Source organism: Fodinicurvata fenggangensis DSM 21160 (assembly GCF_000686045.1).
Classification (GTDB): Bacteria; Pseudomonadota; Alphaproteobacteria; order Kiloniellales; family DSM-21159; genus Fodinicurvata; species Fodinicurvata fenggangensis.
This window is the reverse complement of sequence record NZ_JMLV01000008.1, coordinates 58,332-84,636: the sequence shown is the minus strand read 5'-3', so window position 1 is coordinate 84,636 and position 26,305 is coordinate 58,332. Positions and strand designations below refer to the sequence as shown.

Here is a 26,305-nt window from a genome sequence, read left to right as displayed (position 1 = left end):
TCATGTTCAAGCAAGAAGAGAAGGGAGATACAAGCCATGCGCCTGAAAGGAAAAACAGCCCTGGTGACCGGAGGTGCTTCCGGGTTCGGGGCAGAGATCGCCGCCGTCTTCGCGCGCGAAGGCGCAACGGTCACCATCATGGACCTCAACAAGGACGGCTCCGAGCAACAGGCCAAGAAAATCGGTTCCGGGACGAAGGCGGTTGCCGGCGACGTAACCAAGCGCAGCGACGTGGACCATGCCATCGAAACGGCCAAAGAGAATGGCCGCCTGGACATTGTGGTCAACAACGCGGGCTGGACGCATAAGAACAAGCCGCTCCTCGAGGTGACCGAAGAAGAATTCGATCGCATCTACGACGTCAACGTGAAGGCGATCTATCACATGACCAATGCTGTGGTGCCCGTGATGAAAGCGGCCGGCAGCGGCGTGATCCTGAACATTGGATCCACGGCCGGCATTCGCCCGCGACCCGGCCTGACCTGGTACAACTCCAGCAAGGGCGCCGTGAACCTGCTGTCGCGTTCCCTGGCGGTCGAACTGGCGCCGGACAAGATTCGCGTGAACTGCGTTGCGCCAGTCATGGGCGCGACGGGCCTTCTGGAGAGTTTCATGGGCGTTCCGGACACGCCAGAGAACCGCGAGAAATTCATTTCCACGATTCCCCTGGGACGCATGTCCGAGCCGCGCGACATCGCCAATGCCTGTCTCTATCTGGCTTCCGACGAGGCGGATTTCATCACCGGCGTTGTGATGGAGGTCGATGGCGGACGCACGATCTGAGTACTGCAGAATTGGTTCAATAAAGAGTGATGGAAGACAGCTTTTAATGGTTTCTGGACGGTTACAGCACCAATAGGGAAGGCCGCCGCAACGGTTTTCCCAGCTCTATCTCAAGAAAGGGAGGAAAGGATGTCAGGAAAACCGTTTGCTTTGGCCTGTGCCGCGATCGTGTCGGCGGGCCTTGTTGCATCGAGCGCAGTTGCGCAGGACGAAGAACAGGAATGGCCCGCCAATGCGCCGGATGCACCGGAATGGTGCCAGTCCGAGTGGGGCGCCGATGATGAGATCGGTGCTGCCAACCTGTTGTCTGAAGAGCTGGTTCTTGAAGCTGCCAAGCTGGTCAAGACCGGCAAGACCTATTCCCTGGGCGCCGAGACCAATTCCGAGACACCGGCCTTCGGCCCGCGCAGCTGGGCCCTGGTGATCAATCAGCCAGGCCAGGTTGGCGGTGTCGGACTTGGCCCTAACAAGATGAACTACAACGACGATATCTACATGGGCTATGTCGGCACGGGCTCGCAAATCGACGGGCTGGGCCATATCGGCGTCGATAATGTCTACTACAACTGTCACCACAACAGCGATTTCGTCCAGGCCGACGGACTGACGAAACTGGGCATCGAGAAGATCCCCAATTTCGTGACCCGGGGCATTGTCCTCGACATGACCGATCACTTTGGCCAGGACGTGCTGGACGAAGGAACGGTCTTCAACAGTGAAGAGATCGAGGCTCAGGCCGATAAGCAGGGTGTCGAGATCCGTGAAGGGGACGTGGTCCTGTTCCACACCGGCTGGCTGTCGCTGGTGGGTGAGGAAGATGACCGCTATATCGCGGGCGAGCCCGGGCTGGGCCTGGATGGGGCCGAGTACCTGGTCGAAAAGAACGTGCTGGCCGTCGGAGCTGATACCTGGGGGCTCGAGGTCATTCCCTTCGAGGAAGGTGTCGGAGTCTTCGAGGTGCATCAGGAACTGATCGCCAAGAACGGCATCTATATCCTGGAGAACATGAAGACCGCGGAACTGACTGCCGACGAGGCCTGGGAATTCATGTTCGTCATGGGGCATTCGAAGTTCACGGGCGGCGTTCAGGCGGTTATCAACCCGACTGCAATCAGGTAGGCTACATCTGTCTTGAAAGCACAGGCCCGGGCAGGCAGAAGGCTTGCCCGGGTCGTCGTTTGTCTTCCTGGCGCGTAGGGTCTTGACTGCAGTCGGAACGGGAGCCTTGTTGGAGCCATGACTTGAGCCTGTATTTCGAAGAGCTCGATTATCGACCTACGGCTATCGGTGCCCTCAGCCTGCGGCGCCGGCGGGAGCTTTCCATGGGCGTGGATGTCTACGAGATCAAGCTGGGCGATGAATTCCTGATGTCCAGCCTGTTCACGGCTTCGGAAGTGGCGTTGGCGCACCTGGGATTGGCCGAGCTCGACAAACCCGAAGTCTCCGTGCTTGTGGGCGGTCTCGGGCTTGGCCATACGGCGCAGGCCGTGCTGGAACATGCGGCCGTGAAAGACCTGGTCGTGGTCGAGGCGCTGGAGGTCGTGATTGACTGGCACAAGCAGGGACTGGTTCCCCTGGGTCGGGAATTGACGGTCGATCCCCGCTGCCGCTTTCACCATGGCGACTTCTTCGCCCTGGCGACCTCGGACCAGGGATTGTCCAGACTTTCGCCTGAGCGCCCCTTCGACGCCATCCTGGTGGATATCGATCACACGCCTGAGTTCCTGCTGGATCCGCAGAATGCAGATTTCTACGGCCCAGAGGGGCTACAGCGTTTCGCGGCGCAGCTTTCACCGGGCGGCGTCTTCGGTCTCTGGTCCAACGAGCCGCCGGATGCAGCCTTCACGGAACGCCTGGCTTCCGTCTTCGCGCAGGCACGCGCAGAACCAGTAACCTTCCATAACCCCCTGCAACGCAAGGACTTCACCCAGTGCGTCTATCTGGCCCGTACCAAGGCCACATGAGTTCTTAAGGTAATTGCGATCGAAGCTTTTCCCGAGGCGCAGGAGGCGATATTTCATGAACTGCCCGTGGAAACGGCTAGGGATATACAGGGTTTGAGAAAGGGCAGGACGGCCTGATGGATATACTGCAGATCGTGGTTCTGGCCATCGTTCAGGGCATTACCGAGTTCCTGCCGATCTCTTCGTCCGCACACCTGATCCTCGTTCCGGTCCTGACAGGCTGGCAGGACCAGGGCCTGCTGATGGACGTAGCCGTGCATGTGGGCACCCTGCTGGCCGTAATTGCCTATTTCCGACGCGATGTGCTGCGCCTGATCCGGGGTGGCTTCCAGGTTCTGGGCCTGAGATACGGCCCCGATGCGCGCTTGGCCCTGCAGATCGTGGTGGCGACGATCCCCGTGGTAATCGTGGGCTTCCTGATGAAGGACCTGATCGCCACGGAGCTGCGCAGCACAACCCTGATCATCGCGACGACGGCGGGCTTCGGCCTGCTGCTGGCCCTGGCCGACTGGCGCGCCCGAACGGCCAGGGGGAGCATGCCGGATCTTGGCTGGCGCGAAGTCATCATCATCGGACTGGCGCAGGTGCTTGCCCTGGTTCCAGGGGTCAGCCGCTCCGGCATAACCATCACAGCGGCCCTTTTCCTGGGTCTGCGGCGGACCGAAGCAGCACGCTTTTCCCTGCTCCTGTCCATACCCACGATATTGGGAGCGGGTACACTGGCCGGTCTGGAGCTGGTACGCTCGGGAGATGCGGCGCTGCAGATCGATGCGGTTCTGGCCGCCGGCCTCGCCTTTGCCAGCGCCCTGGCCGCAATTACCGCCATGATGACCTGGCTGAAGCAGGCCTCTTTCATGCCCTTCGTGGTCTACCGGCTTCTCCTGGCGGCGTTTCTGGCGCTTCTGATTGTCTTGGGTCTGATTGGGGGATGAGTGGTCGCGAGGCCCCAGCTTGCCCGGTTTGTCTTGGAAGGGGTGTGTGGCATTTCGGATGCTTCGAGGCGAAGCACTATTGGCGATGCGAGGACTGCCTGGCGGATCCTGCCGAACGTTTGACCCCCGAGGCGGAGAGGCAGGTCTACCTGGATCATGAGAACGACCCTCATGACCCGGGCTATCGTCGTTTCCTGTCAAAGTTGGCGGACCCGCTTTGCGAACGCCTGTCGGAGCCGGCAGATATCCTGGATTACGGCTGCGGTCCCGGACCTGCCCTGGCCCAGATGCTGCGAGAGGCAGGGCATCGCGTCACGCTTTACGATCCCTTCTTTCACGCGGACGAGACGAAACTCGTGGGCGGCTACGACGCGATAACCTGTACGGAAGTGGTGGAACATCTCCACGATCCGGCCAGCGAGTTCGAGCGCCTTGGGGGCTTGCTCCGACCAGGGGGCTGGCTGGCGATCATGACCTGTTTCCAGACCGAGGATGCGCGCTTTGCCAACTGGCATTATCGCCGCGATCCCACCCATGTCGTCTTCTATCGTGCTGAAACGCTTGAATTCCTGGCGGCCCGACATGGCTGGCGTTGCGAAATTCCGGTCAAGGACTTGGCCCTAATACAGGTTCCCTGAGGGACCCCGGCCTCTAACGTTGGCCCGCTTGCTCGAAGCGATTCAGGACAGTCTGTAGATCCGAGGTCAGGTGGCGTCGTGCCTGTTCGGCCACCTCCCGGGGCAAGCCGTGCAGGGCCTCAGCTACGGCGCCCGTGATGCAGGCCAGGGTGTCGGTGTCACCGCCCAAGCAGACGGCTGTGCGCACCGCCTGTTCCCAGTTGGTCGCCGTAAAGGCAGCCGCCAGGGCAGGTGGCAGGGTGCCGGCTGATGAAACGTTGAACCCTCGGCTCTTGAGCGCACGTTCAGGGCTCAGTTCATAGCCGAACTGCTCGGTCAGGCGTTGCTGTACGCTGGCAGGTTCATGACCCTGCCGCAGGCAGAAGATGGCAAGGGAGACCGCCTGTGCCGCCGTTACGGCCGAGGGGTGGTCATGACTGACCTTGGCCTGGGCTGCGGCCTGGTCCAGGACCGCTTTCTCGCTGTCCGCCAGCCAGCCGATGGCCGCCGTTCGCATGGGCGCGCCGTTGCCCCAACTGCCGTAAGGTCCGGCGTTGTTGCTCATTGCCCAGCGGATGAACATGCCGCCGTAGCCGGCGTCAGGGTACCGGCGTACGAAATCACGCAAACGCGTTGCATAGTCGGCCCGGTCGAGAAAGGCATCGGCGACCGCCAGACTGCAGACGCTGTCGTCCGTGAAGCGGCAGTCGGCATGCCAGACTGTGAAGTCATGCGGCGGTCCGGGGTGCCCCTCGAAGCGTGAACCTATGATATCGCCCGCGATTGCGCCCAGCATTCTCGGCCCCTTTCCGTACCTTGGACGTGGGGTCTCCTTCCTCTTCGTCAAGTCAGGCAGCCAGAGGCTGCGTCGTGCCGTCGAACTTGATCTAGGGAAGCGGCAGTCCGACGGCCTGGTTGGAATAGCCGGAGGTGAAACTGCGATAGGCTTGCCGGTCAGGGTCCCACATGATCCGCTCCAGCCGCCCGATATCCGCGCCATAGACGTGCAGACTGATGCTCGGGACCTCGCTGGCACATTCCACTTCATGGAAGTCCAGTTCGCCATCGCCAACGGTCGTGACATCGCCGGCCGAGAGCAGGTGGCTGTCCAGGAAGCGCGGAGCGTCCCTCATGTCGGGGGCAACGGCATAGCGGCTGTTGCGTTCGCAGCCCTCCAGCGTGCCGACAGCACCCCAGGTGCGATGGTGGTGAATCCCGGTCAGCTGCCCGGGAGCGAAAACGTCCTGAACCACACAGAAATCGCCTTCAGGCGAAAGGTGCAGCAGGTAGGAGCCATAGGGCAGGCCGGGCTGAAGCGTGCGATAGCGGGGATCTGGGGCTTGCCAGCCCGAGGCAATCAGGTTCGAGAGCTCGGCGGCGACGGCTTCGGCCGGTGAGGTCGAGCGCGTCGCCGCCTGTCCGCGTTCCAGGAAGCGCGTAAAGGCATCCTGCATGTGAAGGAACTCAGTCCTTCAGGTTCTTGAGCAGGCTGGAGGTGTCCCAGCGACCGCCGCCCATGCCCTGGACAGCTGCGTAGAACTGGTCGACCAAGGCGGTGACCGGCAGCTGCGAGCCGTTGCGCTGGGCTTCCGCCAGGGCAATGTTCAGGTCCTTGCGCATCCAGTCGACGGCAAAGCCGTGGTCGAACTTGTCTTCCAGCATGGTCTTGTGGCGATTGTCCATCTGCCAGGACTGGGCCGCGCCCTTGCCGATGACATCGAAGACCTTCTCGCAATCCAGGCCGGCCTTCTGGGCGAAGTTGACCCCCTCGGCCAGGCCCTGGACCAGTCCGGCGATGCAGATCTGGTTGACCATCTTGGTCAGCTGGCCGGACCCGGCGTCCCCCATCAGGGTGACGGCACGGCCGTAGCAATCCATGGCGCTCTTGGCGCTGTCGAAGGTTTTCTCGTCCCCGCCAACCATGATGGTCAGCGCGCCGTTCTCGGCACCGGCCTGGCCACCGGAGACGGGCGCGTCCAGGAAGCCCTTGCCATCATCCTTGCAGGCTTTCTCCACCTCGCGGGCCACCTCTGCCGAGGCGGTGGTGTGATCGACCAGGATCGCACCGTTCTTCATACCGGCCAGGGCGCCGTTCTCGCCATATACCACCTTGCGGACGTCGTCGTCGTTGCCGACGCACATGAAGACGATATCTGCCTCGGCGGCCGCCTCTGCGGGTGTTGCGCCCGTTTGGCCGCCGTGCTCCTGGGCCCACTTGGAGGCCTTCTCCGCCGTACGGTTGTAGACGCGAACGTCGTGACCGGCCTTGGCCAGATGTCCCGCCATGGGATAACCCATCACGCCCAGTCCCAGAAATGCCAGCTTTGCCATGTCTTGTTCCCCCTGTATGCATTAGCGTATCGGTGATTGCGCGCAAGGTTAGTGGCTTTGAAGGAAAGCGACAAGGTGTTCCCTGGGCCAAACCCAGATCGGGGTGTTTACCTGTATTGTTTGCACATTTCCTCTATCAGCCGTCCTTGAACAGGTAACTGTAGCCGTTGATGGCCGGCACGCCGCCCAGATGGGCATAGAGCACGCGGGCGCCGGCCGGGATTTCATCGTGCTGGATCATGTCGATCATGCCCTGCATGGATTTTCCTTCATAGACCGGGTCGGTCATCATGCCCTCCAGGCGTGCGGACAGCCGGATGGCTTCCAGCGTTTCCGCGGACGGCAGACCGTAGGCCGGATAGGCATAGCGGGTGTCCAGGACCACGTCGGTGTCCTCTATGGCCCGGCCAGGTTCCACGAGATCGGCCGTGGCCCGGGCGATGCGAAGCACGGCATCGCGTGTCTTCTCCGGCTCGGCCGAGCCATCGATGCCGATGACCCGGTCGGCGCGTCCATCTGCGGCAAATCCGGCCACCATGCCGGCCTGGGTGCTGCCGGTGACAGCACAGACAACGATGTAGTCGAACTTGAAGCCCAGTTCGGCTTCCTGTTGGCGGACTTCCTCCGCGAAACCGACAAAGCCGAGACCGCCCAGCTTGTGGTCCGAGGCCCCGGCCGGAATGGCGTAGGGCTTGCCGCCCCGTTGGCGCACGTCCTCCAGCGCATTCTCCCAGCTTTCGCGGATGCCGATGTCGAAGCCGGCGTTCACCAGTTCCACCTCGGCGCCCATGATCCGACTCATCTGGATGTTGCCCACGCGGTCATAGACAGCATCGTTCCAGTCGACCCAGTGCTCCTGCACCAGTCGACATTTCATTCCCAGTTTCGCGGCCACCGCGGCCACCTGGCGCGTATGGTTCGACTGGATGCCGCCGATGGTCACCAGGGTGTCGCAACCCTGCTCGAGCGCATCCGGCACCAGGTATTCCAGCTTGCGCACCTTGTTGCCGCCGAAGGCCAGGCCGCTGTTGCAGTCCTCGCGCTTGGCCCAGATCTCCACCTTGCCGCCCAGGTGTGCGCTGAGGTTGGCCAGCGGCTCGATGGGGGTGGGGCCGAAGGTGAGTGGATGGCGCTTGAAGCGGTCGAGTTTCATCTGCTGTCTCCGAAGGTGTTGCGGGCGAACGGCGTTTCAAGAAACATCACTCTAGGCGCAATCGAGAGGAAATTCCCTGCTTTCTCTGGCAGGAATCATTCCATAGATTGTTTCGTGAAGCCCAAGGAAAGCAATTGAAATGAACAAGGACGTGCGTCCACGCAATAAGGCACCCGAAGGCGAGGCCTCCCTCTCCGCCCTCGATCGGATCGACCGCCGGATTCTCAATCACCTTCAGCAGGATGCCCGCATCACCAACGAGGAGCTGGCGATGAAGGTCGGGTTGTCACCGGCCCCCTGTTCGCGCCGGGTCAAGCGTTTGCGCCAGGAGGGCTATATCCTGCGCGACGTGTCCCTGGTGGATACGGCCAAGACGGGACATGCGTTGATTGCCTTCGTCAGTGTCGAGCTGGACCGGCAGCGCGAGGATGCGCTGGCCGCCTTCGAGCGGCACATTTCCGCCCAGCCCGAGGTCCAGCAATGCTATTTCATCTCGGGCGAGAGCGATTACCTGCTGCTCGTCTCCTGCCGTGACATGGAGCACTACAACGACTTCGTGCGCGACGTCCTGGCACGCGAGCACAACATCCGGCGGTTTCGCACCAGCTTCACGCTACGCCGGGTGAAGTACGACACGGCCGTGCAGATCGAGGAGTAGAGGGCTCAGGCCCGGCGCGGCAGGACGATAGGGAAGTGCCCCGTCCAGGCGGCCTCTTCGTCTTCCTCGAACGGTTGCAGGGAAACCGTGACAAGGGCCTGCTCTTCAGGACTCAAACGGTTGTAGAGCCAGTCGCTCTCGTTGAGCTGTTCGTCGGCCACGTACATCTGGGTGGTCAGCACTTGGCCGTCGGGATGATGGACCTTGAAATGGATATGCGGTGTGCGCGATCCGTAGGGGACGGGCCGAATGGTGCGGAAGCTGTAACGCCCCTCACTGTCCGTCCGGGTGGTGCCATAGCCCTGAAAGGCCGGGTCCCGCGCGCCCTCTGCGCGATCCTCGCTGTGATGGTAGCGTCCCGCGGCATCGGCCTGCCATATCTCGAGCAGGCAGTCGGCAAAGGGTTGGCCCTCAGGGTCGGTCAGCGTGCCCGCCAACTCCAAGGACTCGCCCTTTGCGTGCCCCTCTTCATCTGCAATGCGCAACAGGTCGTTGTCGCGATCATCCGGCAGGCTGTCGGGATAGAAGGGGCCTTCGGTCTGCGGCGGGGTCAGACCTGGTTCGCTTGCCAGTGCCGGGAACTGCAGGCGAGGGGCCAGGGCCATGCCCGCGACGGCCAGGGGGCCGGCCAGCAGGAAACCACGTCTTGAGAAAATCCACATTCCACTGTCCTTTCCGGCGCGCTGCCAGAGAGGCAGAGGCCGTATCAACGCGCAATATCGACGATCATTCGGCCGCGGACCTTGCCGGCCATGATGTCGTGTGCCGCCGGGATCACTTCTGACAGGCCGACGGTCTGGCTGATGCGTTCCAAGGCTTCGGCATCCAGTTCGCGTGCCAGATGCTTCCAGGCCTCAAGGCGCAGTTTACGTGCGGCATAGACGCTTTCGACACCGGCCAGGGTCACGTTGCGCAGGATGAAGGGGGCTACGGTCGTGGGCAGGTCCATGCTGGCGGCCAGGCCGCAGGCCGTGACGATTCCATCCTGTCGGGTGCTGGCCAGCAGGTTGGCCAGGATCTGGCCGCCCACCGTATCAACCGCACCGGCCCAGATGCCCTTTTGCAGGGGCTTGCCCGGTTCGTTGTAGTCGGCCCGGTTGATCACTTCGCTGGCCCCCAGGGCCTTGAGGTAGGCCTCTTCCTCCACGCGCCCGGTCATGGCGCTCACTTGATATCCCCGTCCGGCCAGCAGCTTGACCGCCACGCTGCCGACACCACCCGAGGCGCCGGTCACCAGGACCGGTCCGCTGTCGGGTCTCAGGCCAAGCTGTTCCAGGCGCATGACGCAGAGCATCGCCGTGAAGCCGGCGGTTCCGATGGTCATGGACTGCGACAGTGTCATGCCTTGCGGCAGGGGGACCAGCCAATCGCCCTGGACGCGGGCGCGTTCGGCATAGCCACCCCAGCGTTCCTCGCCGAGCCCCCAGCCGGTCAGGATGACTTCGTCGCCGGCCTTGAAATCCTCGTGGTGGCTTTCGGCCACGACGCCGGCAAAGTCGACACCGGGAACCATGGGAAAGCTGCGCACCACCGGTCCCATCCCGGTGATGGCAAGGCCGTCCTTGTAGTTGAGGGTGGAATACTTCACGTCGACGAGCACATCGCCCTCGGGCAGGTCCGCCTCGTCCACCTCGGTGAGCTCGGCGTGGGTCTTCTTGTCCTCGCCGCGGGTCAGTAGCAGGGCACGAATGGCTCAATCCTCCTGTTTGCATGCACCGGACAGGGTGGACGATAGCGCAGCATTGAAGAGCCCGCAAATCTTCCTGGCTGCGATTTCTAGAGCACCTTGCCGGGATTGAGCAGGCCTTGCGGATCCAGCGCCTTCTTCAGCTTTTCCATGACGGCGATTTCGGATTCGCTGCGGTAGCGGCGCAGGGCGTCACGCTTCATGGAGCCAACCCCATGCTCCGCCGAGAAGCTGCCGCGATAGTCCTGTACCAGGTCATAGACCGCCCGTGTTACCTCTTTCTTGCGCGTTGCCAGACTGCCGTTGGGATTGTTCTCGTCGTGACAGATGTTGAAATGGACATTGCCATCGCCAACGTGCCCGAAAGCGATCAGCATGGCGTCCGGGGCAATCTCCTGGACCTTATCCGTGGCGGTCTCGATGAAGTCGGCCATGTCGGAAATGGGGACCGAGACGTCGTGCTTCAGCAGGTGGGGCATGTCGTTGTGGGCCTCGACCAGGGCTTCACGAATGCGCCAGAGCTGGGCACGCTGGCTTTCACTGTTGGAAACCGTGCCGTCCAGAACCAGGCCTTCCTCCATCAATCGCTCGATCAGCCCTTCCAGCATTTCCTGAAGGCCAGAGCCTTGCTTGCTGGCGGAGACTTCCAGCAGGGCATACCAGGGATAATCCCCCTCGACAGGGTCCACGACATCTGGAACGCGCTCACAGGCCAGCGTGATGCCGTTCTGTGGCATCATCTCGAAGGCCGACAGACGGTCGTTTGTGCTTTCCCGGGCGATGGCAAAGCTTTGCATGACGGCCGGAAGGGAGGGGAAGGCCAGAAGCGCGCACTCGCGCTCGGCCACGGCCGGATAGAGTTTCAGGACCGCCCCGGTCACGACGCCCAGGATACCCTCGGAGCCGATGAAGAGCTGCTTCAGGTCGATGCCCGTATTGTCCTTGCGCAGCGCGCGCATCATGTCGAGAACCGTACCGTCGGCAAGTACCACCTCGAGCCCCAGGATCAGGTCGCGTGTATTGCCGTAACGCAGAACCGCCGTTCCGCCGGCATTGGTCGAGATCGAGCCGCCGATCTGGCAAGAGCCTTCCGCGCCATAGCTGAGCGGGAAAAGCCGGTTGGCGTCAGCGGCCGCCTTCTGGACATCGGCCAGGATGCAGCCGGCGTCGACGGCCATGGCGTGGTTCTTCTCGTCCAGCCAGCGGACCTTGTTCATGCGCCCCAGGCAGAGGATGACCTCGTGATTGGGGCGCGTTGGGACGCCGGCGCCCGTCAGTCCGGTACGCCCGCCCTGGGGGACGACCGAAAGGCCATGTTCGGTACAGATGCGCAGGGCTTCGGCCACCTGTTCAGTTGTTTCCGGACGCAGCACGGCCAGAGGGGCATTGTCCACTTCCCCCATGAAGTCACGGCCGTACTCCTGGGCCGCCTCACCGGTCAGAAGGCCCTTCGAGCCAAGCAGATCCTCGAGGCCTTCCGGCAGGCCTGACTGCTGCATCTTCAGCGTGGACATGTCCATTTCCTCCATAGTCGCCACAGGGGCGTGTCGTCTTGCGCGCAGGGGAATTGTCTGCGTGATACCCCGATCCTGCAAGGGCATTACAGGGGTCCATGGCGTTGCCAGGCATCGCACACTTTGTCGGACGTGCTCATGATATTGTGATTGGGCTTGCCATGTTCCTGCTTGCCAGAGCGCGGCAGAGCGCTAGCCTTCAAAGGATTCAGTCTATTGAGGACGACAAATGCTGCGTTTGCTGCGGGCCGTACTCTGGGCACTGGGACTGCTTCTTGTGGTTGCGACCCTGCTGCCCTTCTTTCCGGGTGAAGCCTGGTGGATCCGCATTTTCGACTTTCCACGCATGCAGCTGGCCGCCATATTGGCCGTTGTTTTCCTGTTGTGCCTGGCTGCCTTTGATTGGCGACAGGCAAGGTTCTGGTTCCTGGCGGTGCCTGGCTTATCAATCCGCGCGCATGCTGCCCTATACCGCCTACTGGCCGAACCAGGCGGTGACGGCTGTCGAGGCGAAGTGCCCGGACAGCAACCGCTTGAGCCTGATGGTGGTGAATGTTCTGCAGGACAATCGTGACAGCGAGGCCGTCATGGAACGGATCGGAACGCATGAGCCGGACCTCGTTTTCCTGATCGAGACCAATGACTGGTGGGCAAATGCCATGGTCCCGCTGGAGGAAGACTATGCAGAGGTCATGGCCCAACCGCAGGAGAACAAGTACGGCCTGTTGTTCTTTTCGCGCCTGGAGCTGATCGAGCCGGAGGTCCGTCGGCTGGTCGAGGACGAGGTGCCGTCGATCCATACGCGCGTTCGTCTGCGTTCCGACAGGGAGGTGGCCTTTTATGGCCTGCATCCGCGCCCGCCGGAACCAAGCCAGGATACCGAGGAGCGCGATGCCGAGCTGGTGCTGGTCGGCCGCGAAGCGCGCGAAGTGGAGGTCCCGGTGATCGTGGCCGGGGATCTGAACGATGTGGCCTGGTCGGATACCACCCGGCTGTTCCAGGAATTGAGCGGTCTGCTCGATCCCCGGATCGGTCGCAATCTCTATCCCAGTTACCATGCGCAGTGGCCTTTCCTGCGCTGGCCCATCGATCATGTCTTCTTCAGCGCGGACTTCACGCTGGTGCAGATGAGCCGGCTTGAACCCGTGGGCTCCGATCATTTCCCCATCCTGGTCGAAGTCTGTCATCAGCCGGCCAACGAAGGGCAGGAGAACGCGCCCGATGCGGTGCCGGAAGACCAGGAAGAGGCACGGGAGACGGTGGAGGAAGGCCGCGAAGCTGCCGAAGATGGCGAGGAGTAGTCTTCGAATGCATGCTCTGAGGCCTCAGGAACTCGAGAATTCCTCACGAACCTGCGTGTCGTCGGCGCCCAGGTCCGGAACCGCCCCGTAGTGATCCTCGAAGTCCGGGGTGATGGGCGGCGGCGCTAGGACCTTGACTTCGCCTGCTGAGGTCTCGACCTGGATGAAGCGGTTCTGGGGATGGGTAACGACATCTTCCATGGTGGAAAGCTTGCCGTAGGCCACATTCGCTTCATTCAGTCTCGCGATCACCTCTTCGCGGTCCAGTCCGGAGAAAACGCCGTTGATGATCTCGTCCAGGACCGCTCGGTTGGCCACGCGGTCCGGATTGGTGGCAAAGCGTGGATCTTCGGTAATGTCGGGGCGCTGCAGAACGATCTCACAGAGGTTCTTCCATTCGCGCTCGTTCTGGATGGAGAGCAGGACGGCTTTGCCATCCCGGCAGTCGTACGCTCCATAGGGGGCAATGGTGGGATGGCGCAGGCCCTCGCGCTGCGGTGTCTTCTGGCCGTAATGGTGCTGCAGATAGGGCACGTTCATCCAGTCGGAGAGGCTGTGATAGAGCGATACCTCGATGCCACGTCCGCCCTTGCCGCGTTCGCGGGCAAACAGCGCCTGCAGGATGGCCTGCTGGGCATACATGCCGGCGGCAATGTCGCAGACGGAGACGCCAACCCGGGCGCCGGATTCCGGTGTCCCGGTGATGTTGGCCAGGCCAGTTTCGGCCTGGACAAGCAGGTCATAGGCCTTCATGTCGCGGTAGGGGCCTTCCATGCCATAGCCACTGATGTCGCAGGTGATCAGTTGGGGATAGCGCTCGCGCAGGCTCTTGCTGCCAAAGCCTGCGCGTTCGGTGGCGCCCGGGGCCAGGTTCTGGATGAAGACGTCCGCCTTTGAGAGCAGGTTATGCAGCAGTTGCTGGTCCTGCGGATCCTTCAGGTTGAAACGTACGGACTCCTTGCCGCGATTGAGCCAGACGAAATAGGCGCTGAGGCCATTGACGCAACGATCATAACGCCGGGCGAAGTCGCCTTCCTCGCGTTCCAGCTTGATAACGCGTGCGCCTGCATCGGCCAGGCGCGACGACGCATAGGGGGCTGCCACGGCCTGCTCAAGCGTGACAACAAGAAGGCCTTCGAGATCCTTGGGCATGTCAGAAACCGCTACTTCCATCCGTGTCCGGGGTCATGGGAAGACCATCGGTGATTTGCCCGGGAAGTTCAAACCCCGGGACGTTATAATCCTCGCCTACGACGTATCCTGACAGGCCGTTCGGAGGCGCGGTCATCCTTCACGCTTGGCCGCAAAGCGCAGGCGCACGTAATCGGCGGTCCACTTGCCCTCCTCGTCGCAAAGGATGGGGCGCAGGCGATCGGTGACCTCTTCCAGGATCTCGGAGCGCTCATTTTCTGAAAAGGGGGCCAGAAAGGCTTGCGCAAAGATTTCCAGCCAGGCCGGAAGGTGGGACGGCAAGGGGGTGGGGCGCGGGAAGCTGTAGATTTCCTCGACCCGGAAACCATGGTTTTCCAGGCGGCGAGCATAGGCATCGGGCGATGGAAAATACCAGGGACTGAGTGCCAGGGGGTCCTGCTGACGCCGGCTGAGCGCTTCATGGAGAGCCGTGCGAATGGCGGCGACGTTTCCGTGCCCTCCGAACTCGCCAACGAAACGCCCGCCAGGCTTCAACGCCCTGGTGACACCGTCGAGGACACGGTCCGGCTGGGTCATCCAGTGCAGGGCCGCATTCGTGAAGACCGCATCGAAGGGAGCGTCGAATGCCAGTTCGTGCCCGTCCATCAGGCGCGCATCCAGCCCGCGCCCTTGGCTGGCGGCCACCATGTCCGGCGCGGAATCGCTGCCAATGACCTCGGCACCGCTGGCGGCAATCACTTCGGTCAGCGTTCCGTCGCCACAACCGAGGTCCAGAATGCGTTCGCCGGGCCTGGGAGCCAGGAGCTCAACCACGCCCTGGCCCAGTCGGGCCACGAAGCCCGCATCACGCTGGTAGCGTTCGGCATTCCAATCCTGTTTCGTGGGCGCTTCCATTGCTTTCGCTTTCCGCTGGATTTACTGGGATAAAGCTCCGCCGGCGCGACGGGACTGTCAATGCACATGAAGCAAGCCACAGATAATCCGCGCCTTTACCGCCTGCGGATTGTTTTGCAAAAGCGAAAATTTCTGTATGCTCCAGGGCCGTAAAACGAAAATAAATGAACATGGAGGCCTTCGTGCAGGACCTTTCCCCCCGGCTTGAAATGATCCTGGAGCAGGCCCGAGAAGCCGGACGGGTGACCGTGGAAGATCTGGCCGCGTATTTCTCGGTGACGCCCCAGACCATAAGGCGGGACCTGAATGAACTTTGCGACCAGCGCCTGCTGAAGCGTGTTCATGGGGGCGCCGTACTGGCCACGGGAATAGAGAACGTGAAGTACGAAGCCCGCCGCCTGCTGGCTTCCGAAGAGAAGCAGCGGATCGGACGCCGGGCCGCGGAACTGATTCCCGACAATTGCTCTCTGTTCATCAACATCGGGACGACCACCGAGGAGGTGGCGCGCGCGCTGGCGGGTCATCGCGGCTTGATGGCCATTACCAACAACATAAACGTTATCAATATACTGCACAGCCAGCCTGAAATTGAGACGATCGTGACGGGAGGCGTGCTGCGCCATTCCGATGGCGGCATTGTGGGCGAGCAGGCCACGGACTTCATTCGCCAGTTCAAGGTGGACTATGCCGTGATCGGTGCCTCGGCCATAGAGGAAGAGGGCGACCTGCTCGATTACGACTACCGAGAAGTGCGTGTTTCTCAGGCCATTATCGAGAATGCGCGCACGGTCTTCCTGGTGGCCGACCACATGAAGTTTTCGCGTTCGGCGCCGGTGCGGATCGGACACCTTTCGCAGGTGGATCGCCTCATCACGGACGAGCCGCCCCCGGCAAGCCTGCGCCGGATCTGCGAGGAATCCGGGGTCAGGGTCGAAATTGCGACCTAGCTCCTGGTCGGCCGCAAGGCGTGATGGAACTCTTCAATTGAATGTTCGTTTGTTTTCGGATAATGTTCGTTTGGTGGCTATACGAAAATAATAATAATCAAATAGAATCAGGGAGCAGGGAAGCCCTTGGCGAACGAGATGCCCGATATCTACGACATCGCCATCATCGGTGGCGGCATCAACGGATGCGGAATTGCTCGCGATGCAGCCGGGCGCGGCGCCAGCGTATTTCTCTGCGAACAAGGCGACTTTGCCGGCGCAACCTCCTCCTCGAGCACGAAGCTGATACACGGCGGTCTTCGCTATCTGGAATACTACGAGTTCCGCCTGGTGCGCGAAGCGCTGATCGAGCGCGAGGTCCTGTTGCGCGCCGCGCCTCATATCATCTGGCCTCTGCGGTTTGTGCTGCCGCATCACAAGGGACTGCGTCCGGCCTGGCTGATTCGGCTCGGGCTGTTTCTCTATGACCATCTGGGCGGGCGCAAGATCCTGCCGGGGACCAAGTCCCTCGATTTGCGCCGCTCCCCGATCGGGGCACCTCTGAAGCAGGAGTACACGCGTGGCTTCGAGTATTCCGATTGCTGGGTGGATGATGCGCGCCTTGTCGTGCTGAATGCCCTGGATGCCGCGCATCACGGTGCTGAGCTACATCCCCGCACAGCCTGTACCTCGGCCGAACGGCGTGATGGTCTCTGGCATGTGGAGGTAAAGGACAGCGAAACCGGGCAACAGCGGGAAATTCGAGCCCGAAGCCTGGTCAATGCGGCCGGCCCCTGGGTCTCCGAAGTTCTGGCGAACCGACTGCATGTCAACAGTTCCGAACACACGCGCCTGGTCAAGGGCAGCCACATTGTCGTGCCCAGCCTCTTCGAGCATGACCGCGCCTATATCTTCCAGAACTCAGATGGCCGCATCGTCTTTGCGATCCCCTATGAGCAGGATTTCACGCTGATCGGCACCACCGACGAGGATTTCCAGGGGGATCCCAAGGACGTCCATATCTCGCAGAAGGAAACGGAATACCTGGTTTCTGCCGTCAGTCAGTACCTGGAACGGCCGCTTTCCACCGACGATGTCGTTCACAGCTATTCGGGTGTTCGGCCTCTCTACGACGATGGGGCTGGTGCGGCCCAACAGGCCACCCGGGATTATGTACTTTCGCTGGATGCAGGTCAGGATGGCCAGCCGCCTCTGCTGAATGTCTTTGGCGGCAAGATCACGACCTATCGAAAGCTGGCGGAGCACGCCTTGCAGAAACTCTCCCCTCATCTGGAGGGGCTGTCCGGCGACTGGACGGCCGGAGCCACCCTGCCAGGGGGCGACTTTGTTGTGGGTGGGCAGGCCGACCTCAAGTCGCAGATGCTGCGGGACTACCCCTTCCTGACCGAGGCCTGGGCGCGTCGCCTCATACGCTCCTATGGTTTACGCTCAAGGGAGTTGCTTGGAAAGGCGCAGACGCTAGAGGACATGGGGCAGAATTTCGGTGCCGATCTCCATGCACGCGAAGTGGACTTCCTTATGCGTGAGGAATGGGCCCGCAGTGCCCAGGATGTACTCTGGCGGCGCAGCAAACTGGGGCTGCGTTTGACAGGCGAGGAAGTCAGGGCACTTGAAGGCTGGATAGGATCCTGGCTGGATCGACAGGAAGAACAGCTGAAGCAGGCCAAGGGGTAGGGGAATGTCCGTGGAGCTTGTAGAGGTCAGCAAGGTTGTCGGATCGGAAACGCACATCCGGTCGGTTTCCATGAAGCTGGAGCCCGGCAGCCTCAACATTCTCCTGGGTCCCACGCTTTCCGGCAAAACAAGCCTGATGCGCCTGATGGCGGGCCTGGATGAGCCCACATCCGGACGCGTGCTGGCAAACGGCCAGGACGTGACGGCCGTGCCCGTGCGCAAGCGCAATGTGGCCATGGTCTACCAGCAGTTCATCAACTATCCCACACTTTCGGTCTTCGAGAACATTGCCTCGCCCCTGCGTGTTGCCGGGCGCCCGAAAGCCGAGATCGAGAGCAAGGTGAAGCAGGCCGCCGAGCTGTTGAAGATCACGGCGATGCTGGACCGCACTCCGCTTGAACTGTCCGGTGGACAGCAACAGCGCACCGCCCTGGCGCGGGCCCTGGTCAAGGGGGCGGAGTTGGTTCTGCTGGACGAACCCCTTGCGAACCTGGATTACAAGCTGCGTGAAGAACTGCGCGAAGAGCTGCCCCGGGTTTTCAGCGAAAGCGGCACTGTCCTGGTCTATGCCACCACGGAACCGACGGAGGCCCTCCTGCTGGGCGGCAATACGGCCACTCTACACGAGGGGACGGTAACGCAGTTCGGCCCCACGCTGGATGTATATCGACGCCCGCACGACCTGCTGACAGCCCAGGTTTTCTCGGACCCGCCCATGAACCTGATGCAGGTGCGCCTTGAAGGCGGTCGACTCCAGTTGACTGATGGACAGGAGATGCCTGTGGCCGGCCTTCTGCAAGGCTTGCCGGATGGTCGCTACACCCTGGGCATGCGGCCCAACCACCTTGCCCTTGAACGGCCTACCGAAAGCGCCGTCGAGGTTACGGCAGAGGTGACGGTGACCGAGATCACCGGCTCCGAGAGTTTTGTCCACGTTGACTTCGCCGGTGAGCGTTGGGTCGTGCTGGCACACGGCGTGCGGGATCTGTCGGCTGGAGACCGTGTGCCGGTCTATATCGATCCTGAACGACTGTTCATATTCGATGCCGAGCAGCGCCTGAAGGCGGCCCCCGGTTTGCAGGCGGCGGCATAGGGCAGGAGGGAAGACAATGGCGCGCATCGAACTGAAAAATCTGGCGCACTCCTACCTCGACAGGCCGCGGGATGAGGCCGACTACGCCCTGAAGGAGATGACGCATGTCTGGGAGGACGGGGGCGCCTATGCGCTGTTGGGGCCTTCCGGCTGTGGCAAAACCACACTGCTCAACATCATCTCGGGCCTGCTGGTGCCAACGCAGGGACAGGTGCTTTTCGACGGGCGGGACATGACCCGCGAACCACCGGAAGCGCGCAACATCGCCCAGGTTTTCCAATTCCCGGTCATCTACGATTCCATGTCTGTCTATGACAATCTGGCCTTCCCGCTACGCAATCGGAAATTCCAGGCTACGGAGGTGGACCGTCGCGTCAGGGAGGTGGCCGAGATGCTGGACCTGACGGATCGGCTGAAACGCAGGGCGGAAAACCTGACGGCCGACATGAAGCAGAAAATCTCTCTAGGGCGCGGCCTGGTGCGACCCGACGTCAACGCAATCCTGTTCGACGAGCCGCTGACGGTGATCGATCCGCACATGAAATGGCTGCTGCGCGGCCAGCTGAAGCAGCTTCACAAGGATTTCAATCACACCATGGTCTATGTGACCCATGACCAGACCGAGGCCCTGACCTTCGCCGACAAGGTCGTGGTGATGTATGAAGGGGAGGTTGTTCAGATCGGCACCCCCGAGGAACTCTTCGAGAAGCCGGCACATACATTCGTGGGCTATTTCATTGGTTCGCCTGGCATGAATGTCCTGGATTGCCGACTAGAAGGCAGGCAGGCCTGGCTTGGAGAACACAAACTTGACCTGCTGGCGGGCCACCATGTTCCCGCAGCCCTGGGCGACAAGGTCCAGCTTGGCATCCGGCCCGAGTTCGTGACCGTGACCCGTCCGGAAGAGGGCTTGCCGGCCCGTCTGGAACGGGTTGATGATGTAGGGCGCTATCGCATAGCGCGGCTGACGCTGAATGACCAGGCGGTTGCCGCGATACTGCCTGAAGGCAGCGAGCTTCCTTCGGACACGGCAGGGGTGCGCTTCGAGCCCTCGCACCTGCATGTCTACATGGACGGTCATCTCAGCGAAGGGGGGGCCTGAGTCATGGAGCGCAAGGTCAATCAGAAAGCCTGGTTCCTGGTCCTGCCGGTGGTCCTGATCGTCTGTTTCAGCGCGCTCATTCCGCTGATGACCGTGGTCAACTATGCCTTCCAGGATACCTTCGGCGGCAATGAATTCTTCTGGGCGGGACTTGTCTGGTTCGAGGACATCCTGAATTCCAGCAGGTTCCATGACGCCCTCTGGCGCCAGTTCCTGTTTTCCGGTCTGATCCTGTTGATCGAGATTCCCCTTGGTGTGGTGGTGGCGCTTTCCATGCCGCGGCGCGGACTCGGTGTGCCGATCTGCCTGGTCCTGATGGCCCTGCCATTGCTGATTCCCTGGAACGTTGTCGGCACCATCTGGCAGATCTTTGGACGCGTGGATATCGGCCTGCTTGGCTGGGCCGTGAACAGCTTGGGTATCAGTTACAACTACACGACTGATCCGCTCAGTGCCTGGGTGACTGTGGTGCTGATGGATGTCTGGCACTGGACATCCCTGGTCGTGCTGCTGGCCTATGCCGGCCTGCGCTCGATCCCGGAAGCCTATTACCAGGCCGCCCGCATCGATGGCGCCTCGCGCTGGGCGGTCTTCCGTCACATTCAGCTGCCCAAGATCCGCCGGGTCCTGGTCATTGCCATCCTGCTGCGCTTCATGGACAGCTTCATGATCTATACCGAGCCCTTCGTAGTGACGGGTGGTGGCCCAGGGAGTGCCACAAGCTTCCTGTCCGTGGACCTGGTGAAGATTGCCATCGGCCAGTTCGACCTGGGCCGCGCCGCCGCCATGTCGATCATCTACTTCCTGATTATCCTGGCGCTGTCCTGGGTGTTCTACACGGTCATGACGGCGAAGCGGCGCGACGACATGGAGGTTGGACAATGAAGGGACGCTGGCTGATACCGACGATCTATATCATCCTGCTGATGATACCGATCTACTGGCTGGTCAACATGTCCTTCAAGACCAACCAGGAAATCCTGTCGGTACTTTCCCCCATTCCGCTGAACCCGACGCTGGACAACTACCTCGTCATCTTCACGGATGCCTCCTGGTATTCGGGCTACATCAACTCGACGATCTATGTCGTGATGAACATGATCATCTCGGTTTCCGTGGCCCTGCCGGCAGCCTATGCCTTCTCGCGCTACCGCTTCCTGGGTGACAAGCACCTGTTCTTCTGGCTGTTGACCAATCGCATGGCACCGCCTGCTGTCTTCGCCCTGCCGTTCTTTCAGCTCTATTCCTCGGTGGGCCTGTTCGACACGCACATTGCCGTTGCCCTGGCGCACTGCCTGTTCAACGTGCCGCTGGCGGTCTGGATCCTGGAGGGCTTCATGTCGGGGGTTCCCAAGGAGATCGACGAAACGGCCTATATCGATGGCTATTCCTTTCCGAAGTTCTTCGTGAAGATCTTCATGCCGCAGATTGCATCGGGCATCGGCGTGGCCGCCTTCTTCTGTTTCATGTTCTCCTGGGTCGAATTGCTGTTGGCGCGTACCCTGACTTCCGTGAATGCAAAACCGATTGCAGCGACAATGACGCGCACGGTCTCGGCATCGGGCCTGGATTGGGGCGTCCTGGCGGCGGCCGGAGTCCTGACCATCATTCCGGGCGCACTGGTGATCTATTTCGTGCGTAACTACATCGCCAAGGGCTTTGCCCTGGGCCGCGTGTAAGGGAGGTTTGCCATGGAGCTCAATCTTCAATGGATGGCCTGGACCTGGCAGACGGGCCTGTTCTTCGTCGGCATCTTCCTGGGCCTGGTGGCCATGTCGCTGTGGCAGCAGGTTTCGCCCACTGTGGAACGGGTCGGTATCCTGGGAATCGTCACCACGCGCGGGGACCGCTTCTTCATCTCGCTGCTCGGCAGTGCATACATACACGTCATCTGGATCGGTTTTGTCGATCTCGACCTGCTCTGGGCCTCTGCGCTCAGCATCGCCTATGCGATTGCGGTTTTCCGGTGGGTCTAGATCGATGAAGGGGCTGAACGGGCGCCCATGGAAAGCCCGCATAGAGTAGAAAAACCAGAAACTAGGGAGGAAATCAGATGTTGAGAAAAACACTCTTTACCGCCTCCGCCATGGTACTCGCACTGGGCATCCAGAACGCCATGGCGGACATGGAGGCGGCGGAACGCTGGATCGACGAGGAATTCCAACCGTCGACCCTGTCCAAAGAAGAACAGATGAAGGAAATGGAATGGTTCATCAAGGCGGCTGAACCCTTCCGCGACATGGATATCAATGTCGTTTCAGAAACTCTCACTACCCATGAATACGAATCAAATGTCCTGGCCGAGGCTTTTGAGGAAATCACGGGCATCAATGTAACGCATGATCTGATCAGTGAAGGGGATGTGATCGAGAAACTGCAAACGGAAATGCAGTCAGGGCGCAGCATCTATGACGCGTATATCAACGACTCCGACCTGATCGGGACCCACTCGCGCTACGATTCAGTCTTTCCGCTCGAGGATTACATGGAAGGTGAAGGCGCGGATGTCACCAACCCCATGCTGGATATCGACGATTTCATGGGGATCTCCTTTACCACGGGTCCGGACGGCAAGATCTATCAGCTGCCAGACCAGCAGTTCGCCAACCTCTACTGGTTCCGCTACGACTGGTTCCAGCGCGAGGATTTTCGGGAACAGTTCCAGGAGATCTATGGCTACGAATTGGGCGTGCCGGTGAACTGGTCGGCCTATGAGGACATCGCCGAGTTCTTCACCGAGCATGTGGGAGAGATCGACGGCGAGAAAGTCTATGGTCACATGGACTACGGCAAGCGCGATCCCTCACTGGGTTGGCGTTTCACGGACGCCTGGCTGTCCATGGCGGGAGCAGGCGACAAGGGCATTCCCAATGGTGTGCCGGTGGATGAATGGGGCATCCGCATGGAGGAGTGTCGTCCTGTCGGCTCTTCCGTCGAGCGCGGGGGCGCCACCAACGGTCCGGCTGCGGTCTACTCCTTGCAGAAGTATATCGATTGGCTGAAGGCCTATGCCCCGCCGGAGGCCGCCGGTATGACCTTCTCGGAAGCCGGTCCGGTGCCAGCCCAGGGCAATATTGCCCAGCAGATCTTTTGGTACACCGCCTTTACCGCCGACATGGCCAAGGAAGGCCTGCCGGTCGTGGACGAGGACGGCAATCCGAAATGGCGTATGGCTCCCTCGCCGCATGGTCCCTATTGGGAGGAGGGCATGAAGCTGGGTTACCAGGACGCCGGTTCCTGGACCTTGATGAAGGCCACCGAGCCGGATCGCCGTAAGGCCGCCTGGCTCTATGCCCAGTTCACCGTGTCCAAGACGGTCAGTCTGAAGAAGACCCATGTTGGCCTGACCCCAATCCGGGACAGCGACATCCGGCATGAGTCCTTCACGGAGCGTGCTCCGAAGCTGGGTGGCCTCGTGGAGTTCTATCGTTCTCCGGCCCGCGTCCAGTGGACCCCCACAGGCGTAAACGTGCCGGACTATCCGCGTCTTGCACAGCTGTGGTGGCAGAATGTGGCCGAGGCCGTGACCGGTGAAATGACCGCTCAGGAGGCCATGGATAGCCTTGCCCAACAGCAGGACGACATCATGGCGCGCCTGGAGCGTGCAGGCGTCCAGGGTGACTGCGGACCCAAGCTGAACGAGCCGCGTGATGCGCAGTACTGGTTCGATCAGGAAGGGGCGCCGAAGCCCAAGCTGGACAACGAGAAGCCCCAGGGCGAGACCGTCAAGTACGACGAACTGGTTGAGCAGTGGCAGGACGCTCAGGAAGACTGAGCTGATTTCCACAAGGATCTGGGCCGGAAACCATAGAGGTTTCCGGCCCTTTTCTATCTGCCAGGCTGATTATACAACATCGAAACGGGTTCATGCATAGGGAGGCGAAGTCATGGCCAAGTATGTGATGGCAATTGATCAGGGAACCACGTCTTCACGGGCCATCCTTTTCGACAGGGACCATCAGATTGCCGCCGTGGCGCAGCAGGAATTCAAGCAGCATTTCCCGCGCTCTGGCTGGGTTGAGCATGATCCCGAAGATATATGGCGCAGTGTGCTGGAAACCTGCCGCCAGGCCATGGAAACGGCGGGTGCCTCGGCAGCGGACCTTGCCGCGATCGGCATCACGAACCAGCGCGAAACGACCCTGGTCTGGGACCGCAAAACGGGCGAAGCCATACACAAAGCCATTGTCTGGCAGGATCGCCGCACGGCGGACAACTGTGCGGCCATGAAGAAGGCCGGCCATGAAAGCGAGGTGCGCTCGCGCACAGGCTTGCTGTTGGATTCCTATTTCTCAGGTACGAAGGTGGCCTGGATTCTTGATCATGTGGAGGGGGCGCGCGCAAGAGCGGAGCGCGGCGAACTCGTATTCGGGACCGTGGATAGCTTCCTCATCTGGCGCCTGACAGGGGGAACGCGGCATGTCACCGATGCCACCAACGCCTCGCGCACCCTGCTGTACAACATTCACAAGGGAACCTGGGATCCGGAATTGCTGTCCATCCTGAACGTTCCTGAAAGCATGTTGCCGGAGGTGCTGGATTCCGCCGCCGAGTTCGGCGAGACCGATCCGGAGCTGTTCGGGGGGACGATCCCTATTCTTGGCGTGGCCGGCGACCAGCAGGCGGCCTCGGTCGGGCAGGCCTGTTTCGAGCCGGGCATGATCAAGTCGACTTATGGCACCGGGTGCTTCGCTCTTCTGAACACGGGCGCGCAGTCGGTGATTTCGCGCAACCGCCTGCTGACCACTGTCCTCTACCAACTGGATGGCAAGCCGACATATGCCCTGGAGGGCTCGATCTTTGTCGCGGGAGCTGCGGTCCAGTGGCTGCGCGATGAACTGGGGTTGATCGAGACGGCGCCCGAGACAGCAGAACTGGCGGATCGCGCCGACCCGAACCAGGATGTCTATCTGGTGCCGGCCTTTACGGGCATGGGCGCCCCTTATTGGGATTCACGTGCGCGCGGCGCCATGTTCGGCCTGACCCGCGGAACCGGCGTGCCCGAATTTGCCCGCGCGGCGCTGGAGGCTGTGGGCTACCAGACCCGTGACCTGCTTGAGGCCATGCGCGGAGACTGGGGCGGCGGGTCGCTGGGCGACACCATCCTACGCGTGGACGGCGGCATGGTGGCCAGCGACTGGCTGATGCAGTTCCTGGCGGATATTCTGGATGCCCCTGTCGACCGCCCGACTGTCCTGGAGACGACGGCCTCCGGCGCGGCCTACCTGGCCGGTTACAAGGCAGGCTTCTATGAAGAACCGAAGGTCTTTGCCGAACGCTGGCACCTGGACCGGCAGTTCGCACCGCAGATGTCGGAGTCGGACCGGGCGCGCAAGTATGAAGGCTGGAAGGATGCCGTTTCCCGCACCCTTGTGCGTGATTCCAGCGGTTGACCGAGTCAGATCGCCAGCAGGGCGGCAATCACGATTGTGGCGATGAAGACGGTTTCGGCCACGATCATGCCGATGGCACGGCCGCCGACCTTCACCATCTCGACCAGTGAGGTCTTGACCCCCAGAGCCGCAATCGCGGTGATGATACACCAGCGCGACGCCTCGCTGAGCAGGTTCTGAACAGTGGTTGGAATCAACGTCAGGCTGTTGGCGCCCACGATCAGCAGGAAGGCAATCAGGAAGCCGGGCAGCAGGTTCCCGGCCTTGCCGCCGCCTTCGCCATCGGACATACGGCGCGCTGCCAGCGAGATGGTCAGGACCACCGGGACCAGCAGCGCAACGCGCAGCAGCTTGATGATGGTGGCCGTATCGCCTGCCTCGTCCGAGACGCTGTAGCCCGCGCCCACGACCTGGGCAACGTCGTGAATCGTGCCGCCCAGGAAGACACCGGTCTGGGTGTCGTCGAAATTGAATATGCCCGCGATCAGGGGATAGAGGATCATGGCGGCCGTACTGAGCGTGGTGACGCCGATGATGGTAAAGACCGTATCGCGTTCCTTGCTCTTGTAACTCGGCAGGACCGATGAGATGGCTGCTGCGGCCGAAGCGCCGCAGATGGCCACCGAACCGGCGGAGAGGATTCCGAAACGGCTGTTGAGTGCCAACGCCCGGGCGGCCAGGAAACCGAATCCGATGGTCAGGACGACCGCGGCGGCCACGGCCAGCATGACCTCTCCACCCAGTGCCAGGATCTGTTCCACCGTAATGCGGGCGCCCAGAAGGGCCACGCCGATACGCAGGACCTGCTTTGCTGTGAAGCTGATGCCCGAGGCAAAGCGGGGCTCGGCGGAGACAAAGTTGAATGCCATGCCCAGAAGCAACGCAAAGAGAATCGTCGGGCCGCCGTAGTGATCGGTAATGAAATGTGCGGCCATGGCGATCAGCACACTGAACAGCAGGCCTGGCAACAGTCCGGGGAACTCCCGAAACCAGCCATTCAGTTTGCGGGCGGCATCTTTACTTCTTGTCATGTTATCGCGTGTTATCGCGGGACTGACCTGTCCCTCGCGCCTTTCCTCGTGGTTTGTCTTCCGATGGTTCGATCGGGCA

At 61.4% G+C, this 26,305-nt stretch carries 26 protein-coding genes; 16 read left to right on the top strand and 10 right to left on the bottom strand.

Features of this window, described 5'->3' with window-relative positions; translation table 11 throughout:
- Positions 1-36: 36 nt before the first annotated feature.
- The 5 genes from BP38_RS0111965 to BP38_RS0111945 all read left to right on the top strand — a co-directional run bounded on the left by BP38_RS0111965 (position 37) and on the right by BP38_RS0111945 (position 4,317).
- Positions 37-783, top strand: a complete 747-nt coding sequence (locus BP38_RS0111965) for an SDR family oxidoreductase (RefSeq protein WP_026987920.1) — start codon at positions 37-39, stop codon at positions 781-783.
- A gap of 129 nt (positions 784-912) precedes the next feature.
- A complete protein-coding gene (locus BP38_RS0111960) occupies positions 913-1,902 on the top strand; it encodes a cyclase family protein (RefSeq protein ID WP_035725043.1) in 990 nt (329 codons plus the stop codon).
- Positions 1,903-2,024: 122 nt separating this feature from the next.
- Complete coding sequence (locus tag BP38_RS0111955) at positions 2,025-2,747, top strand: spermine/spermidine synthase domain-containing protein (protein ID WP_026987918.1); 723 nt, start codon at positions 2,025-2,027, stop codon at positions 2,745-2,747.
- 116 nt (positions 2,748-2,863) lie between these two features.
- On the top strand, positions 2,864-3,679 hold the full coding sequence (locus tag BP38_RS0111950; RefSeq protein ID WP_026987917.1) for an undecaprenyl-diphosphate phosphatase: 816 nt from the start codon (positions 2,864-2,866) through the stop codon (positions 3,677-3,679).
- Positions 3,680-3,723: 44 nt separating this feature from the next.
- Positions 3,724-4,317 carry a class I SAM-dependent methyltransferase gene (locus tag BP38_RS0111945; RefSeq protein WP_035725041.1) on the top strand — a complete coding sequence of 198 codons (594 nt, stop codon included), beginning with the start codon at positions 3,724-3,726 and terminating at the stop codon, positions 4,315-4,317.
- Positions 4,318-4,330: 13 nt separating this feature from the next.
- Here BP38_RS0111945 and BP38_RS0111940 read toward each other — a convergent pair whose 3' ends face one another.
- The 4 genes from BP38_RS0111940 to BP38_RS0111925 form a co-directional block, all read right to left on the bottom strand.
- Positions 4,331-5,092, bottom strand: coding sequence for an ADP-ribosylglycohydrolase family protein (locus BP38_RS0111940; protein WP_026987915.1), 762 nt, complete (start codon positions 5,090-5,092; stop codon positions 4,331-4,333).
- A gap of 91 nt (positions 5,093-5,183) precedes the next feature.
- Positions 5,184-5,750, bottom strand: a complete 567-nt coding sequence (locus BP38_RS22630; protein ID WP_051609307.1) for a cysteine dioxygenase family protein — start codon at positions 5,748-5,750, stop codon at positions 5,184-5,186.
- A 10-nt stretch (positions 5,751-5,760) separates the two neighbouring features.
- Positions 5,761-6,627 carry an NAD(P)-dependent oxidoreductase gene (locus tag BP38_RS0111930; protein ID WP_026987914.1) on the bottom strand — a complete coding sequence of 289 codons (867 nt, stop codon included), beginning with the start codon at positions 6,625-6,627 and terminating at the stop codon, positions 5,761-5,763.
- Between the two features lie 136 nt (positions 6,628-6,763).
- The gene (locus BP38_RS0111925; protein WP_026987913.1) at positions 6,764-7,780 is read right to left on the bottom strand and encodes a 1-aminocyclopropane-1-carboxylate deaminase; all 1,017 of its coding nucleotides are present in this window, start codon (positions 7,778-7,780) and stop codon (positions 6,764-6,766) included.
- A 139-nt stretch (positions 7,781-7,919) separates the two neighbouring features.
- On the opposite strand from BP38_RS0111925, the gene BP38_RS0111920 reads away from it, so the two are divergent.
- Entirely contained in the window at positions 7,920-8,438 is a 519-nt protein-coding gene (locus tag BP38_RS0111920) for an Lrp/AsnC family transcriptional regulator (RefSeq protein WP_051609306.1), read from the top strand.
- A 5-nt stretch (positions 8,439-8,443) separates the two neighbouring features.
- On the opposite strand, the gene BP38_RS0111915 is transcribed toward BP38_RS0111920, so the two are convergent.
- The 3 genes from BP38_RS0111915 to BP38_RS0111905 form a co-directional block, all read right to left on the bottom strand.
- Positions 8,444-9,100, bottom strand: coding sequence for a dioxygenase family protein (locus tag BP38_RS0111915; protein WP_051609305.1), 657 nt, complete (start codon positions 9,098-9,100; stop codon positions 8,444-8,446).
- A gap of 44 nt (positions 9,101-9,144) precedes the next feature.
- Positions 9,145-10,113, bottom strand: a complete 969-nt coding sequence (acuI, locus tag BP38_RS0111910; RefSeq protein WP_367401683.1) for an acrylyl-CoA reductase (NADPH) — start codon at positions 10,111-10,113, stop codon at positions 9,145-9,147.
- Positions 10,114-10,214: 101 nt separating this feature from the next.
- Positions 10,215-11,639, bottom strand: coding sequence for an FAD-binding oxidoreductase (locus BP38_RS0111905; RefSeq protein WP_162175159.1), 1,425 nt, complete (start codon positions 11,637-11,639; stop codon positions 10,215-10,217).
- 458 nt (positions 11,640-12,097) lie between these two features.
- Here BP38_RS0111905 and BP38_RS20430 point away from each other — a divergent pair, with 458 nt between their 5' ends.
- On the top strand, positions 12,098-12,940 hold the full coding sequence (locus BP38_RS20430) for an endonuclease/exonuclease/phosphatase family protein (protein WP_211250301.1): 843 nt from the start codon (positions 12,098-12,100) through the stop codon (positions 12,938-12,940).
- Between the two features lie 24 nt (positions 12,941-12,964).
- Here the strand turns inward: BP38_RS20430 and BP38_RS0111895 are convergent, their stop codons facing one another.
- Both BP38_RS0111895 and BP38_RS0111885 read right to left on the bottom strand, forming a co-directional pair.
- Positions 12,965-14,092, bottom strand: a complete 1,128-nt coding sequence (locus tag BP38_RS0111895; RefSeq protein ID WP_026987908.1) for a CaiB/BaiF CoA transferase family protein — start codon at positions 14,090-14,092, stop codon at positions 12,965-12,967.
- 132 nt (positions 14,093-14,224) lie between these two features.
- Positions 14,225-14,986, bottom strand: a complete 762-nt coding sequence (locus BP38_RS0111885; RefSeq protein ID WP_026987907.1) for a class I SAM-dependent methyltransferase — start codon at positions 14,984-14,986, stop codon at positions 14,225-14,227.
- Between the two features lie 164 nt (positions 14,987-15,150).
- Between BP38_RS0111885 and BP38_RS0111880 the strand changes: the two genes are divergently transcribed.
- The 9 genes from BP38_RS0111880 (at position 15,151) to glpK (ending at position 25,195) form a co-directional block, all read left to right on the top strand.
- Positions 15,151-15,933 carry a DeoR/GlpR family DNA-binding transcription regulator gene (locus BP38_RS0111880; RefSeq protein ID WP_081816631.1) on the top strand — a complete coding sequence of 261 codons (783 nt, stop codon included), beginning with the start codon at positions 15,151-15,153 and terminating at the stop codon, positions 15,931-15,933.
- A 126-nt stretch (positions 15,934-16,059) separates the two neighbouring features.
- Positions 16,060-17,607: a glycerol-3-phosphate dehydrogenase gene (glpD, locus tag BP38_RS0111875; RefSeq protein WP_437123997.1), complete on the top strand. Its 1,548-nt coding sequence runs from the start codon at positions 16,060-16,062 to the stop codon at positions 17,605-17,607.
- Positions 17,608-17,611: 4 nt separating this feature from the next.
- Positions 17,612-18,700: an ABC transporter ATP-binding protein gene (locus BP38_RS0111870; protein ID WP_026987904.1), complete on the top strand. Its 1,089-nt coding sequence runs from the start codon at positions 17,612-17,614 to the stop codon at positions 18,698-18,700.
- A 16-nt stretch (positions 18,701-18,716) separates the two neighbouring features.
- The gene (locus BP38_RS0111865) at positions 18,717-19,802 is read left to right on the top strand and encodes an ABC transporter ATP-binding protein (protein WP_026987903.1); all 1,086 of its coding nucleotides are present in this window, start codon (positions 18,717-18,719) and stop codon (positions 19,800-19,802) included.
- Between the two features lie 3 nt (positions 19,803-19,805).
- A complete protein-coding gene (locus tag BP38_RS0111860) occupies positions 19,806-20,687 on the top strand; it encodes a carbohydrate ABC transporter permease (RefSeq protein WP_026987902.1) in 882 nt (293 codons plus the stop codon).
- On the top strand, positions 20,684-21,481 hold the full coding sequence (locus tag BP38_RS0111855) for a carbohydrate ABC transporter permease (protein ID WP_026987901.1): 798 nt from the start codon (positions 20,684-20,686) through the stop codon (positions 21,479-21,481). Before BP38_RS0111860 ends, BP38_RS0111855 begins: the two co-directional genes overlap by 4 nt.
- Positions 21,482-21,493: 12 nt before the next feature.
- Entirely contained in the window at positions 21,494-21,778 is a 285-nt protein-coding gene (locus BP38_RS0111850; RefSeq protein WP_026987900.1) for a DUF2160 domain-containing protein, read from the top strand.
- 77 nt (positions 21,779-21,855) lie between these two features.
- Positions 21,856-23,577, top strand: coding sequence for an ABC transporter substrate-binding protein (locus BP38_RS0111845; RefSeq protein WP_051609301.1), 1,722 nt, complete (start codon positions 21,856-21,858; stop codon positions 23,575-23,577).
- Between the two features lie 112 nt (positions 23,578-23,689).
- Positions 23,690-25,195 carry a glycerol kinase GlpK gene (gene glpK, locus BP38_RS0111840; protein ID WP_026987898.1) on the top strand — a complete coding sequence of 502 codons (1,506 nt, stop codon included), beginning with the start codon at positions 23,690-23,692 and terminating at the stop codon, positions 25,193-25,195.
- 5 nt (positions 25,196-25,200) lie between these two features.
- On the opposite strand, the gene BP38_RS0111835 is transcribed toward glpK, so the two are convergent.
- A complete protein-coding gene (locus tag BP38_RS0111835; protein ID WP_026987897.1) occupies positions 25,201-26,226 on the bottom strand; it encodes a YeiH family protein in 1,026 nt (341 codons plus the stop codon).
- Positions 26,227-26,305 lie beyond the last annotated feature (79 nt).